The organism is Isachenkonia alkalipeptolytica, from assembly GCF_009910325.1.
Classification (GTDB): Bacteria; Bacillota; Clostridia; order Peptostreptococcales; family T1SED10-28; genus Isachenkonia; species Isachenkonia alkalipeptolytica.
The window spans coordinates 1-13,555 of record NZ_SUMG01000019.1; the positions used below are offsets into that span (position 1 = coordinate 1).

At 43.9% G+C, this 13,555-nt stretch carries 14 protein-coding genes; all 14 read right to left on the reverse strand.

Features of this window, described 5'->3' with window-relative positions:
• Nucleotides 1–227 precede the first annotated feature (227 nt).
• The 14 genes from ISALK_RS12020 to ISALK_RS12085 all read right to left on the reverse strand — a co-directional run bounded on the left by ISALK_RS12020 (nt 228) and on the right by ISALK_RS12085 (nt 13,546).
• Nucleotides 228–1,517, reverse strand: a complete 1,290-nt coding sequence (locus tag ISALK_RS12020; protein ID WP_160722632.1) for an adenylosuccinate synthase — start codon at nt 1,515–1,517, stop codon at nt 228–230.
• Between the two features lie 191 nt (nt 1,518–1,708).
• Nucleotides 1,709–1,912 carry a DUF1858 domain-containing protein gene (locus ISALK_RS12025; RefSeq protein ID WP_160722634.1) on the reverse strand — a complete coding sequence of 68 codons (204 nt, stop codon included), beginning with the start codon at nt 1,910–1,912 and terminating at the stop codon, nt 1,709–1,711.
• Nucleotides 1,913–2,151: 239 nt separating this feature from the next.
• Nucleotides 2,152–2,754 carry a GNAT family N-acetyltransferase gene (locus ISALK_RS12030; RefSeq protein ID WP_160722636.1) on the reverse strand — a complete coding sequence of 201 codons (603 nt, stop codon included), beginning with the start codon at nt 2,752–2,754 and terminating at the stop codon, nt 2,152–2,154.
• Between the two features lie 33 nt (nt 2,755–2,787).
• A complete protein-coding gene (gene dnaB, locus ISALK_RS12035) occupies nt 2,788–4,134 on the reverse strand; it encodes a replicative DNA helicase (RefSeq protein WP_160722638.1) in 1,347 nt (448 codons plus the stop codon).
• 1 nt (nt 4,135) lies between these two features.
• Entirely contained in the window at nt 4,136–4,582 is a 447-nt protein-coding gene (rplI, locus tag ISALK_RS12040) for a 50S ribosomal protein L9 (protein WP_160722640.1), read from the reverse strand.
• Nucleotides 4,579–6,600, reverse strand: coding sequence for a DHH family phosphoesterase (locus tag ISALK_RS12045; protein ID WP_160722642.1), 2,022 nt, complete (start codon nt 6,598–6,600; stop codon nt 4,579–4,581). Before ISALK_RS12045 ends, rplI begins: the two co-directional genes overlap by 4 nt.
• A gap of 61 nt (nt 6,601–6,661) precedes the next feature.
• Nucleotides 6,662–7,597: a YybS family protein gene (locus ISALK_RS12050; RefSeq protein WP_160722644.1), complete on the reverse strand. Its 936-nt coding sequence runs from the start codon at nt 7,595–7,597 to the stop codon at nt 6,662–6,664.
• Nucleotides 7,598–7,646: 49 nt separating this feature from the next.
• A complete protein-coding gene (locus ISALK_RS12055) occupies nt 7,647–8,669 on the reverse strand; it encodes an aromatic acid exporter family protein (RefSeq protein WP_160722646.1) in 1,023 nt (340 codons plus the stop codon).
• A 91-nt stretch (nt 8,670–8,760) separates the two neighbouring features.
• Entirely contained in the window at nt 8,761–9,018 is a 258-nt protein-coding gene (locus ISALK_RS12060) for a pro-sigmaK processing inhibitor BofA family protein (RefSeq protein WP_160722648.1), read from the reverse strand.
• Nucleotides 9,018–9,617, reverse strand: coding sequence for a recombination mediator RecR (gene recR / locus ISALK_RS12065; protein WP_160722650.1), 600 nt, complete (start codon nt 9,615–9,617; stop codon nt 9,018–9,020). The genes ISALK_RS12060 and recR overlap by 1 nt, the downstream gene beginning before the upstream one ends.
• 30 nt (nt 9,618–9,647) lie before the next feature.
• Nucleotides 9,648–9,989, reverse strand: coding sequence for a YbaB/EbfC family nucleoid-associated protein (locus tag ISALK_RS12070; protein ID WP_160722652.1), 342 nt, complete (start codon nt 9,987–9,989; stop codon nt 9,648–9,650).
• A 57-nt stretch (nt 9,990–10,046) separates the two neighbouring features.
• Entirely contained in the window at nt 10,047–11,786 is a 1,740-nt protein-coding gene (dnaX, locus tag ISALK_RS12075) for a DNA polymerase III subunit gamma/tau (RefSeq protein WP_160722654.1), read from the reverse strand.
• A gap of 39 nt (nt 11,787–11,825) precedes the next feature.
• On the reverse strand, nt 11,826–12,353 hold the full coding sequence (locus ISALK_RS12080; protein WP_160722656.1) for a DUF4446 family protein: 528 nt from the start codon (nt 12,351–12,353) through the stop codon (nt 11,826–11,828).
• 50 nt (nt 12,354–12,403) lie between these two features.
• Complete coding sequence (locus ISALK_RS12085) at nt 12,404–13,546, reverse strand: aminotransferase class V-fold PLP-dependent enzyme (protein WP_160722658.1); 1,143 nt, start codon at nt 13,544–13,546, stop codon at nt 12,404–12,406.
• Between the last annotated feature and the right edge of the window lie 9 nt (nt 13,547–13,555).

Here is a 13,555-nt window from a genome sequence, read left to right on the forward strand (position 1 = left end):
GTTTATTAAGGTTACCCAAAAACATTATACCTTGGTAATTTCTGTATTTTACAAAATCACGATTAGCGCCAGCAATCTGGTGCTTATGTTTTAACTATTTAAGGACATTTTCTAAAAGGGTTGACATGCTTTTTTTGATCATTCTTTCTCCCCGGGGGGTATTCCTAATTTTCCAAAGATTCCAAGCCCTAAAAAAGACTTCCTCGTAAGAAGAAGCCTTTCTTTGCCTATTTTTGATAAACTGACTCTCGAACAAGCGTTTGTTTTCTTCCCGGTCCGACGGATACCATCTTTACGGGGATCTTCAAGTAGTCTTCGATAAACCGGATGTATTCCTTCGCTTCCCCGGGAAGCTCCTCAAAGCTTGTGACTTCAGATAAATCCTGACTCCATCCGGGAAAGCTCTGATAAACGGGTTGTACCCTCCCCAGCTTCTTCAGACTTGGGGGAAAGTCCAAGGATTTTTCACCATCCACTTCATATCCTACACAGACTTTGATTGTGTCGAACCCGCTTAATACATCTAGAAGCATTAAGGAGATCCCGGTCAGTCCATTTACCCGGGCGGTATATTTCAACATCACAAGGTCCAGCCATCCGCATCTTCTTGCTCGACCTGTGGTGGTGCCGAATTCCTTGCCCTTCCGCCGAATTTCTTCTCCAATGGAATTATCCAGTTCCGTCGGAAAAGGTCCCAGTCCCACCCGGGTGGTATAAGCCTTCACGATGCCCAGAACTTCCTGAATTTTATTCGGGCCAATCCCCGCTCCCACAGGAAATCCTCCCGATGTAGGATGGGAAGAGGTTACATAGGGGTAGGTTCCCAGATCCAAATCCAGCAGCGTTCCCTGGGCTCCTTCAAACAAAACTTTTTTGTCTGCTTCTAAGGCTTCGTGGGTGAGTATCGTGGTATCCGTCACAAATCTTCGGATTTTTTCTCCATATTCCCGGTACTGCCGATATAGAACTTCCAGGTCATAGCCCGGGCTCTGGTATAGTTTTTCCAGAATTTCATTTTTTTTCGGTACTTGATAGCTTAAGCGCTCCCACAGAAGCTCGGGATCGATAAGATCCCCCACCCGAAGACCCGAGCGTTGAATTTTATCCATATAGCAAGGACCGATTCCCTTTTGGGTGGTTCCGATCTTCTCTTCTCCTCGGGCGGCTTCCTCTAAGGCGTCAATTTTTTTATGATAGGGAAAAATCACATGGGCTCGCTCATCAATTCGGATATTTTCCGGGGAAAAACCGTTTGCTTCCAGCTTATTTATCTCCTTTATAAATCCTTCAGGATCAAAGGCCACGCCATTTCCGATGATATTTAGCTTATCTCCGTATAACACCCCTGAGGGTAAAAGATGAAAAGAGTATTTCTTCTCTCCTACAATTACGGTATGTCCCGCATTATTTCCGCCTTGCGCTCGAACAACCAGATCCGACTCACCGGCGAGATAATCGATGATTTTTCCTTTTCCTTCATCCCCCCATTGGGCTCCTACGATCACTACTGAAGGCATTTGATCCTCTCCTTTGCATTAATTGCATTAATTTCTTTAACATCCTATCATAAAATTAACAATAAATCAATAAAATACGTACAATAAACGTTATTTTATATTTATCATTCGTTAAAATCCGTATATATTTATCTCCATAAAAAAAAGCCTATGACTATTCACAGGCTTTTCTTCCGATCGGGTTTTTCCCCTTATTTACTTTCCATGTATTCATTTAGCTCTGCTACAAGTTTATCGGAATCGATTCCGTGAACTTTTCCTGCATCTTCGATGCTTTCCATCGTGGCTCCGGGGCAACCCAGACAATGCAGTCCATGCTTCATGAAAATTTCAGCTAAGCCCTGGTCCATTTTCAGTACATCCATGATGGTCATTTCCTTTGTGATTTTCGTCATTGTAATCCTCCTTATATATAGTTATGCCTATTTTATGCGCCTGTTTAAGCTTAATTAATCTTAACATTTCTGATCAAATTTATCAATATTCTTTTCCTTTGAAGACTGCTGGATATTTTTCGCTGTTGATAAATGTATAAGTTTTCACCCGGTCTATCCACAGTTTTTGATGGATATCCTCCGGCTCTCAGGGCTTTTCTGAAAATTGTCCCCAAAAATAATGGGTTATCCACAAATTATCAAGACTTTTTGTGGATATTGTGGATATTTTCCGGTTTTATATACATGCGCTCATATTTACAGTACACTTCTTCTTTATAAATCTTAAAAAATTCCTCTTCGTATCCCACCCTTTGTAAAATTTCCGGTGTAATCTTTGGATTTTCGAAGGATTCCCAGCACTCGTATTCCTTAACAAATCCCAGGTTTTCATAAACTTTTTTGGCCCGCTTATTAAAAGCTCCTACGATCAAATAAATCTCCTTAAAGTTTTTTTTCCTGAACCAATAGTGAAGAAATACTTCCAGGGCCTCTTTTCCAAAACCCTTGTCCAGCTCCTTGGGATCAAACACCACCCCTAGTTCCGCCTTTTTACGAATCCACCGGATGCTTTTTAAGGTAATATAGCCCACAAGCCTTCCATCCTCTAAAAAAACCCCGAAAATCCTGCGAAAAAACTTTCCCTGTTTTTCTTTGTACCAGTAATCTCGATATCGTTCATTGGTTTTTGGGAAATTATAGGTTTCAAATAAAGGGTCCCGATGGGTCCCCCAGTGTTTCAATTGATCCACATCTTCTCGCTTCAATCTTCTAATATACAAGTTTTCCCCAATTATTAACAATGGATTCCCCCCATTAGTATCAAAAGCACCAATTTACGGTTCTTCATGAAATCTATCATAATCCAGAAACTTTTGGATATTCCCCGACCATCGGAGTTCCACGGTACCGGTCTCTCCATGTCGATGTTTTGCTACGATTACCTCTGCCAGGTTTTGCTTTTCACTGTCTTCATGGTAATACTCATCCCGGTACAAAAACATCACCAGGTCCGCGTCCTGTTCGATGGCTCCGGATTCACGAAGATCCGATAGAATCGGGCGATGGTCCGAGCGAAGTTCCGGTGCCCGGGAAAGCTGGGACAGGGCAATAACCGGGCAGTTAAGTTCCTTGGCCATGATTTTCAGATTACGGGATATGGCGGAAATTTCCTGTTGCCGATTTTCAATCTTACCGTCGCCCTGCATCAGTTGCAGGTAGTCAATAAGTACTAAATCCAGACCGCTTTCCATCTTTAATCTTCGACACTTTGACCGCATTTCCGTAACCGAAACCCCCGGGGTATCATCGAAGTGAATTTCGGCTTGGGACAAGGGTACCATGGCCCGCGCAATTTTTCCCCATTCCTCTTCATTCAGATTTCCCGTTTGAATATTGCTCAGGTCCACCATGGACTCGGATGAAAGCATACGAAGCATCAGCTGCTCTTTGGACATTTCCAGACTGAACACCGCCACCGCATTCCCTTCTTTGATCGCCGCACTTTGGGCGAGGTTCAAAGCAAAGGCGGATTTTCCCATGGCGGGCCTGGCGGCAATGAGAATCAGATCCGATTTATGAAAACCGTTTAATTTTTTATCAATGTCAATGAATCCCGAAGTGGTACCCGTAATGGTTTTGTCACTTTGATACAGCAGTTCGATATTATCAAAGGTGGTATTCAGCACTTCCTTAATGGGTACAAACCCTTCCCTTGCCCGGTACTGAGAAATATCATAGATGTTTTTCTGGGCTTTTTCCAAGAGTTCGGGAACTTCAATATCCGAGTTGTAGCCCAGGGTTACAATTTCTTCCGAGGCTCGGATCAACCTTCGAAGCGTAGCCTTTTCCTCCACAATCACCGCATAGTGTTTCACGTTAGAGGCTACGGGTACACTGGAGGATAGACTGGTGAGGTATTGAATCCCTCCCACAGTCTCCAGCTTTTCCCGTTTTCGTAGTTCTTCGGTTAAGGTCACTAAATCCACCGGCTCATTTCGATTAAACAGCGTTACGATGCTGTCGAAAATATCCCCATGGGCGGCCTTATAAAAATCATCGGGACGGACAATTTCCAAAGCTACGATGGTAGCCTCCCGGTCCAGGAGCATGGAACCGAGGACCGACTGTTCCGCATCAATGCTGTGGGGGGGAAGTTTTCCGAATGTTAATTCCTCTGCCATTTTATTGTTCCTTTACATGGACTTTAAGGGTTCCGGTGATGTTCGGGTACACCTTGACCTCGACATTGGTTACCCCAAGACTTTTAATCGGATCCTTTAAATTGATTTTTCGTTTATCGATTTTGATATTATGCTGTTTTTGCAGTTCTTCACTGATTTCCTTGGAGGTAACAGAACCGAATAACCGGCCGCCTTCTCCCGCCTTGGTTTCAATTTCCACAGGACTTTTATCAAGTTTTTCCGCCAGGGCCCGGGCCCGATCAATTTCCGCCTGCTTTTTCTTTTCCTCCGCCTTCTTTTGTTTCTTTAGATTTTTTACATTGCCTTCCGTCGCCGGTTTTGCCAACTCCTTGGGAAACAGGTAATTTCTTGCGTATCCGTCGTTAACCTCTACCATATCTCCCGCATTTCCTAAGCTTTTCACATTTTTTTGTAGTATTACCTTCATTTTTTATCACCCTCCTGAAAATATTCTTCAATTGCTTCTTTTAACTGCTCTTTTGCGGAATCCAGGGAACTATCCTGCAACTGGGCTCCGGCCACGGCTAAGTGGCCGCCGCCTCCCAATTTCTCCAGGATGACCTGTACATTGATCTTGCCCATGGAACGTCCGCTGATGAAAATCTCCCCGTCCCCTTTTTTTCCTAAAACGAATCCTGCGGTCACATTTTTTATATTCAGGAGTTCATCCGCCGCTTGGGCGGCTAAGAGTTGGGGATTATCTCCGTCTTCGGAAATGGAAATGGCCACTTCCTCCCTGAAGATTTCCGCCCTTTTCAGTACTTCGCTTTTGTTTAAAATCGTCTCTATACTGTCTTGAAAATATTGCTTCACCTCAATGGTGTCGGCGCCGGCCCGTCGAAGGAGAGAGGCGGCTTCAAAGGTTCGAACCCCGGTTTTAAAGGAAAAGTTTTTGGTATCCAGGGCGATGCCCGCCAGCAGGGCGTTGGCCTCAATTTCATCGATGTTCATCCGGCTGTCCATATAAGAAAGAATCTCTGTTACCAGTTCACTGGTTGAGGATACGTAGGTTTCATGGTAGGTCAGTACGGTCTCATCGATAAAATCCGTAACCCTGCGGTGATGATCAATGACCACGATGTTTTTCGTCAGTTTCAGGGCCTCGGGGCATTCGGTGAAGCTTGGTCGGTGAGTATCCACCACAATCAACAAAGAGTTTCGCTCCATTTTACTCAGGGCTTCCTCACAGGTAATAATATCTCGGCGATAGTCCTTTCGTTCCATTGCTTTATTATACAGCCGTTCAATACTGGAATTGCTCTCATTTAAAACAATATAGGCCTCTCGCTCCCGATTTTTTGCCCCTCGATAGACCCCCATGGCTGCGCCCAGGGCATCCATATCCGCATTTTTATGCCCCATGATAAAAACGTTGTCCGACTGATCCATCAGTCTTCGAAGGGCATAGGCAATCACCCGGGATTTAACCTTTGTGGTTTTTTCCACCGCCGAAGTTCTTCCCCCGTAAAAGGAAATATAGTCATTTTTCTTAACCACCGCCTGGTCTCCTCCCCGGCCTAGGGCCAGATCCTTGGCCGCATTGGCAAAGTCGGCGATCTCCAGGGGGGTTTTCCCATTCGTGCCCACACCGATGCTTAAGGTGATGGGGATTTTGTTGCCCATTTCAATTTTCCGTATCTGATCCAGAATCTCAAACTTCTTAGCTTCAAGCTTTTCTAAATACTGGGCTTCAAAGCCTACAATGAATTTATCCGTGGTGTATTTCCTAAAAAATCCCCGTTGACTGTTGGCCCAGCGCTTGACCCGGTGATCAATTTCCGCGGTAACCAGGGGTCTTCGTTCCTCTTCCGTATCCTGCATTACCTCATCGTAATTGTCTACCTGTACCAGGGCAATGGCCAGTTTTTCTTCGTTGTATTTTTTCTTTAAGCGTTCATAGTTGCTAATTTCAATGAAATAAAGCACCATAATATACTTTCGGTTGCCCATATTCTCTTCGGACACCCGGGCAATATTATACAAGAGCTTATAGTGTCGATCCTTCACCTGTACATTGATGAACGCCTTGTGCTCCTCGCCCTTCCGATTTTCCTCTAACAGGTCTTCAATTTTAATATCCGGCACCAGTTCTTCCACATTTTTTCCGAAGATATTCTTCTCTTCCAGGGTCTCGATAAATTTACCGTTATACCAATGGATGGTTCCGTCAAGCTCCACAATGGTAAAAGGAATCGGAATGTTTAAAATGGCTTGTTTCGTGGCGGAATCAATATCTGAAAAAAGTCCTTCCATGTATTTTTCCCATTCCTGTTTTTTTAAGTTGTGGACTTTCAGATGATGATAAATCAAAAACACCAACAGAAACACGCCAAAAATTCCCAGCCAATGATTGTAAAGGGATAGGAAGAAAATAAGAAAAGCGATGATAATCAGATAGATTTTCGTATCCGGCATAAATAGTTGAAATATCTTTCGGTTTTTCATGGTTTAACCTCTCTTTGTGAGATTCAAATTTCTCTTGAACCTTCTTTGGGTTTTTAAGAACCTATGCCCCGGACTTTTTCAGTTTTCTCATATCAAATAAGGCATCCACCAGTCCCATGAAGGCCACAATGGTCAATAGGGGACTTAAGATCACAATAATTCCCAGGATAATCATTCTCAAAGGTTTGTTGATCCGGGTTTTCTTGATGAAAAAGCTGATAAAGGCAATCCCCTGTAGAAAAAATACAAAGGCAAAAATCAGTGTGATATTGGTCAGCAAGGTTTCGGCATAAATCCCTTCGATAAACCGGCTGGCAAAGCTCATGGTAAAGATGATAAAGGAGCCTAACACAATGTTTCCCGGCCATCGAAAATTACTGAATTCCGGTAATTCCTGTTGTTCCACCCCTAACCGTTTCAGTACCGCCGCGGTCATATAGTAATTCAAGAAACATATCAGCAGAGACTGGACCACAAAGGCTCCGGGAATAATAATCACGAAATAGGAAAGGATCTCCTCCCTGGAAATCGCCTCAATACTCATATTCTCTAGGGCGGCTACTTGGTGATCAATTACCGACTGTAGCATTTGAATCAGTTCATCGATGACGTAAATGCCTGCCACCCAGTCCACTAACTGTATCGTAATGAAAATGGATAAAATGGAAACCAAGGTGCCTACACCGATCACATGATAGGCACTGGCCTTTCTCTTAAAAAAATAACCCATGATCAAGGTCATCGGCCCGAAGATCAGAACGATGAAAACCGGGTAAATAATACCGGTTAAGGCTCCTACGATGACACTTGTGATAAAAAAGCTGTATACCACATAGCGGTTCCCGTGGCGGGTGGCCAGTACCAAAAAGGGTACCGGAAGCAGTATCAACAGCAGGGATAAAAAAGGAATATAGATAAAACTAATGACGAAAAACGAAGAGATCGTTGCCATTAGTGAGGCTTCAATTAGGGCTTTTCGATCCGATAGCAGGTTCATAACCATCACTCCTGTAGTTTCTTCTTAAACTTACTTTATTTAACTTACTTTAATAATCCGGGATCAGATTGATTTTCGAAAGACTTTGTTCAAGGTTGTAAATGAAAACGATCAGTTTGATCATCTCATCCGTGGGGTAACGGTTTAAATCCTTATGATTCTTTACCTTTTTTTTCATCTCCCGAAGCTTTTCAATAATCGGTTCCAGATCAATGGTTTCCCGGATATTTTGATTGAGGATTTGCTCCTCCATATTATGGATATTCCCCAGCATTTCCCGAACCAGTTTCATATCCAGTTCCACAAGATCCATGGTTTCTTTTTTGATCCCCCGGTCCATAACCTGATGCATGCTTTGCAGGTGCTGATAGATTTCCCGTTCCAGACGCAGGGTAATGATCGTATCCCGGGTGCGAAACTCTCCATGAATTTTAATCTCTTCTTCTTTTCGTTGCAGTTCCAGAAATTTTTCTGAAATTTCCAGTTCCTGAACCACCTTCTTTTCCTGTTCATCCAGGGCGGTGTATCGTTTTTCCTCCTGGAGGAAGAAGTCGATCAGTATTAAGCTGTATTTCCATAAATCCTTTGAAGTTTTTCGACTTTCCACAATAACTTTTTGATCATAATTCGGAGGAAACACCAGATAATTCACCGCCACCGCCACCATAATACCCAAAAAAGTCTCAAAGAGTCTTTCCCCCGCATAACGAATATGTTCCTGGGTGGACAGCACTTCGCTTAAATATACACTGGCAAACACGACGGCACCAATGGAAATGGATTCCCCTTTTTTTATCCAGTTCATCAAGGTGATCAAGGCAATAAATCCTATGGCTCCTACAATGGGATTATGGGGCAGCAGCAGGGCTAATATCACCCCTAAAACCGCACCGGCGGTAGTGCCCATCATACGGTTCATTCCAAATTTCCATGTGTCAATTACTGTTGGCTGCATCACAATCACCACGGCAATCACCGTATAAAAAGGGTACTCGATCCCTAATAAATTTCCTAAGAGAATGCTCACGAAGACGGCAATCCCAGTCTTAATTACCCGAAGGCCTATTTTCACGAAATTCTCCTCCCAGTTATTTGAAATTCTTTAGTATTCCTATTATACTATAATTTTCGTTCCTTGAAAATAAAAGAACCTGCAATTTACATTACAGGTTTTGTAGAATCAACAGTGCGATGATTCCAGGGACCCCAAATATTCCAACGATTAAGGCATTAATCGGTTCTATTTCTATGGCTATATCAAAGTAACCGCCGATCCAGTTGAAAATCAATAGGGTGATTGCTCCAATGACCCCGTTCCATATTAACTTTACTGCAATTTTCATCGGTACTGCCAGGAGCTTTAACAATACAAATAAGATTAAAATCCCCAGGGCTGCGAAGATAATCAATTGTAGTTCCATTAGACTTCCCGTCTCCCTTCCATCGCCTTTGACAGCGTTACTTCATCGATGTATTCCAAATCTCCTCCCACGGGAATTCCATGGGCGATTCTCGAAACTCGAATTCCCATGGGTTTAATTAGTTTGGAGATATACATGGCCGTGGCTTCTCCTTCAATATTGGGATTGGTGGCCAGGATAATTTCCTTGGCCTCCCCTTGTTGCACACGGGTGAGCAGTTCCTTGATTTTGATTTCCTCGGGGCCGATCCCCTCCAGGGGAGAAATCGCTCCGTGAAGGACATGGTAAAGCCCTTTGTATTCCTTGGTCTTTTCCATGGCCACCACATCCCGGGGATCCTCGGTTACACAGATGATGGAAGCATCCCGATGAGCATCGCTGCAAATCGAGCAAACTTCCTGATCCGTGATGTTAGTGCAGAATTTGCAATATCGTATGCTTCTTTTTGCTGTAATAATGGCCTCGGAAAGCTTTTCCACTTCCTGCTCCTGCATATCCAGAACATGAAAGGCTAATCGCTGAGCAGTCTTTTTTCCCACTCCAGGTAACTTTGCGAAGGCTTCTATCAGACTTTCAATCGGTGCTGAATAATAATTCATGGTCTCACCTGCATCTTTGTATTTTTTCCTCTAAAACATTCCCGGCATATTCATTTGTCCGGAGATTTTTTCCATCTCCTGATTCATCATATCCTCCGCATTTCTGATGGCTTCGTTTACCGCTGCCATAATCAAGTCTTGAAGCATTTCCACATCCTCGGGATCCACCACATCCTTGTCGATTTCCATGCCCAGAATTTCTTTTTTTCCGTTAATGGTCACCTTGACGGCGCCACCTCCGGCGGTGGTTTCAATCTCTTTTTTTTCAATTTCCGCCTGCTTTTCCTTCATCTCTTTTTGCATCTTTTGTGCCTGTTTCATCATATTTCCCATATTCGGCATTCCGCCGCCTTTAAATCCTTTTTTTCCCATGTTTTTTCCTCCTTTAGTATCTACTCAATTTTTTATATTATACCACATTCGTTTTTTCTAATCATCCCTAAATTCAACGAGACCCTCCGGGAGGGTTTCCACAAGCTTTTGTTCTGCGTTGCCCCCGGGGTTTTGGGGAAGTTCCTCCCCTTTCATAATCAGTTTTAATCCCACGGTTTCTCCTGTGATTCGTTGAATCACATCGACAATTTGGGTTTTCTTTTCTTTTTTATCCAGGGCTTCCCGATGAAAACCGAAACCCTTTTCAAAGCCCAGAATAAGCTTTTCATTGTCGGTCCCCAGGATTTCCCCTTCTTTCAGCAAAGCTTCCAGTTGGGCTTTTTTCTCTTTTTTCAGGGTTTGTAAAATATCCTGCCAGTGTTTTTGAATCTTTTCCCGGTCCGGAAAGGCCCCTTCCCCAGGGTTTTTCACCGGCACAGATTCCTTCTTTTGAACCTTCTCTTCTTTTGCTATTTTTCTGCCGGTATCTTTTCCACCGGCATCAAAAGAAGGTTTCTTCCTTTCCCCGGGTTTTTTGGTAGTCTCCCCAGGTTTTTCCGTAGCCTCCCGAGATTGAGTCCTCAGGGGCTTCTCTTCCATCCCTCTTCCTTCCAGGATCCCTTCCAGTTTTTGGATCCGCTTTGCAAGTTCCTGAACATCCGGTGCCCCTTCCTTTTCTTTAGAACTTAGGGCGGTGGTGCTTTTACAGATCCCCACCAGGAAAACCTCCAGTAGGATCCGCGGCTGACCGGTCCACTTCATTTTTCCCTCTAAGGCCGATAGCCCCTCTAAATTTTCAGTGATCCATTCACTGGATAACTGCTGACTCTGGACTTTCAACCGCTCAAGAAAATCCTTGGGCATGGTGGAGAATTGTTCAAGTTCAACCCCTACCTTGGCCATTAGTAGTTTTCGAAGATATTGAATCAGATCCTTAGTGAAATGAACAACGTCCTTGCCTTGTCTTCCTCCGGTTTCCAAGACTTCAAGCACTTCTTCCAACTTGTTGTTTCGTAGGGCTTCAATGGTTTCGTACAACTGCTCCTCGGGAACAATGCCCAGGGTGTCTACCACTCCTTCCGTGGTCAAACGCTGCTGTTCCCACTGTACACTTTGTTCAAGAATGCTAAGGGCGTCCCTTAAAGCCCCTTCCGCGCTTACGGAAATGATTCTAAGGGCCTCTTTTTCAAACTCGATTTCCATGGAATCCAGAATAAAGATTAATCGCTTTTGAATGTTATCAATGGTTACGGGTTTGAAGTCGTAGCGTTGACACCGGGATAAAATCGTTGCGGGTATTTTCCTGGGTTCCGTTGTGGCTAAGATGAAAATTACATGGGCCGGCGGCTCTTCCAGGGTTTTCAGCAGGGCATTAAAAGCCCCCTGGGATAACATATGGACCTCATCAATAATATAGACTTTGTATTTTCCTTTGGAAGGATGGTATTTAACATTTTCTCGGATTTCCCGGATGTTTTCCACACCGTTATTGGATGCGGCGTCTATTTCCATCACATCCATAATTTTTTCCTCTGTGATTCCTATGCATGTCTCACATTGATTACAGGGATTGTTTTCTGCGGGATTTTCGCAGTTCACGGTTTTGGCAAAAACTTTCGCCGTAGAGGTTTTTCCTGTGCCTCTCGTGCCGGTAAAAAGATAGGCATGGGCTATTTGTCCGCTTTGAATTTGATTCTTTAAAGTGGTTACGATGGGTTCCTGACCAATGAGATCTTCAAATATTTCCGGTCTCCATTTTCGATATAGGGCTTTGTGGGCCATTATAGTCACCTTCATTTCTTTTATTCTCTTGCCGGGGGTTCCATGGAAACCCTTTTATTCTTTCCCCGGGCTTCGGATCCAACAATCCTGTTTCATGGCAGCCTCCAAGGCTTCATTTTCTTCCCTGGACAATACCTGCTTTGCCAAACCCTGTTCAATAGCTTTTACATAGGAGGCGGCGTAATCCCTTCCATAGATCCCGGTCAACACAAGACCGGAATTATAAGCGTCTAAAAAAGCGGTGGAATAACTCAAGTCGTTGCCGGTATTGTCAAAGGCATTGTAGCGCTTGGTGTGCACTTTTTGGATACAATTTGCCGCTCCTTTTTCCAAGCGGTGAAGCTCCTTTTTCTGGGTATTTAGAACTTCCTGGGTTTTCTCCACCTTTTGTACATGGTCCCTCAGCATCGCTTCCAGATTGGTTTTATCCGTTCCCCGTAAAAATTCCTCATAGTTTTTTATCATTTTCTTCATTTTTACCGTGTTTCTTATCCAAAGAAGGACCAACAGTGCCTGAAGAAGGGCCATGATCATCAGTACCTGGATCGTATTGGTTTCTAGATAATTTATCATTGCTTCCATAAACATTTCCCTTTCTTTTCTTCATTTTACCCACTGTAGCGAACGTCGGTCTACAGTTCTGTTCCTATGGACTTAATCGCTTCAATTCCTTCTTTGACCTCTTCCAGCGTCGTGTTGTATCCAAAGCTGAAACGGACCACTCCCTGCTCTAAGGTGCCTATGGTTTGGTGGGCCAAGGGTGCGCAGTGCAGCCCCGGCCTTACGGCGATGTTGAACATGCTGTCCAGGATATAGGCCATTTCTGAGGAGTCCATCCCTCGAAAATTCAATGCTACCACAGGGGATTGTTTTTTACAATCCTTGGGTCCATACACTTCAATAAAATCCAGTTTTTCCACTTCTTCAAGAAAGTACTTTATCAAAGACTCTTCATGGCTTAAAATATTTGCTCTTCCTTTTTCCAGGATGTATCCGATGCCTTCTTTTAGCCCTACGATTCCCGGGGTATTCGGCGTGCCGCTTTCATATCGGTCCGGTAAAATTTCCGGTTGAATAAGATCCTGGGATTTGCTGCCGGTGCCCCCTTCTTTTAAGGTTTTTAAATGAAGGTTTTCCTTAATGTATAAAATTCCTGTTCCCTGGGGACCGAGTAATCCCTTGTGTCCCGGGGCCGCCAGCAGATCAATATACATTTTTTCCACATCAATGGGATATACTCCCGCGGTTTGGGCCGCATCCACACAAAAAAGAATGCCCCGCTCCCTTGCGATTTTTCCCACTTCCTCCACAGGCATTAGGGTTCCCGTCAGGTTTGAGCTGTGGGTCATTACGATCAGTTTTGTATTTACTTTAATGCTTTGATCCACCTTCTCCAGGGGAAGACTTCCATCTTTGTTGCAGGGAATGATGGTATTTTCCACCCCCTCTACTTCCATGGCTTTAATAGGACGAAGAACGGAATTGTGCTCCATGGAAGTGGTTATTACATGATCCCCTTTGTTTAACACCCCTTTGATCCCAAGATTTAAGGATTCCGTGCAGCTGCTGGTGAAAATTACTTGTTTCGGATCCTTAATATTAAAAAATTTCGCCACGACTTCCCGGGCATCGAAAATTTCCCGACTGGCCCTAAGCGCCATCTGATGTCCCGATCTCCCCGGGTTTGCACCGAGGCTTTCCATTGCCCGAAGAGCTCCTTCGATCACCCTTTTCGGTTTTGGGTAAGAGGTTGCTCCATAATCAAAATATAGCATAGTATCCCT

Excerpts from the sequence above, each read along its gene's own strand:
- ISALK_RS12020 (WP_160722632.1), bottom strand. The coding sequence starts at position 1,517 with ATGCCTTCAGTAGTGATCGTAGGAGCCCAATGGGGGGATGAAGGAAAA.
- ISALK_RS12025 (WP_160722634.1), bottom strand. The coding sequence starts at position 1,912 with ATGACGAAAATCACAAAGGAAATGACCATCATGGATGTACTGAAAATG.
- dnaB (WP_160722638.1), bottom strand. The coding sequence starts at position 4,134 with ATGGCAGAGGAATTAACATTCGGAAAACTTCCCCCCCACAGCATTGAT.
- rplI (WP_160722640.1), bottom strand. The coding sequence starts at position 4,582 with ATGAAGGTAATACTACAAAAAAATGTGAAAAGCTTAGGAAATGCGGGA.
- ISALK_RS12045 (WP_160722642.1), bottom strand. The coding sequence starts at position 6,600 with ATGAAAAACCGAAAGATATTTCAACTATTTATGCCGGATACGAAAATC.
- ISALK_RS12050 (WP_160722644.1), bottom strand. The coding sequence starts at position 7,597 with ATGAACCTGCTATCGGATCGAAAAGCCCTAATTGAAGCCTCACTAATG.
- ISALK_RS12060 (WP_160722648.1), bottom strand. The coding sequence starts at position 9,018 with ATGGAACTACAATTGATTATCTTCGCAGCCCTGGGGATTTTAATCTTA.
- recR (WP_160722650.1), bottom strand. The coding sequence starts at position 9,617 with ATGAATTATTATTCAGCACCGATTGAAAGTCTGATAGAAGCCTTCGCA.
- ISALK_RS12070 (WP_160722652.1), bottom strand. The coding sequence starts at position 9,989 with ATGGGAAAAAAAGGATTTAAAGGCGGCGGAATGCCGAATATGGGAAAT.
- dnaX (WP_160722654.1), bottom strand. The coding sequence starts at position 11,786 with ATGAAGGTGACTATAATGGCCCACAAAGCCCTATATCGAAAATGGAGA.
- ISALK_RS12080 (WP_160722656.1), bottom strand. The coding sequence starts at position 12,353 with ATGGAAGCAATGATAAATTATCTAGAAACCAATACGATCCAGGTACTG.
- ISALK_RS12085 (WP_160722658.1), bottom strand. The coding sequence starts at position 13,546 with ATGCTATATTTTGATTATGGAGCAACCTCTTACCCAAAACCGAAAAGG.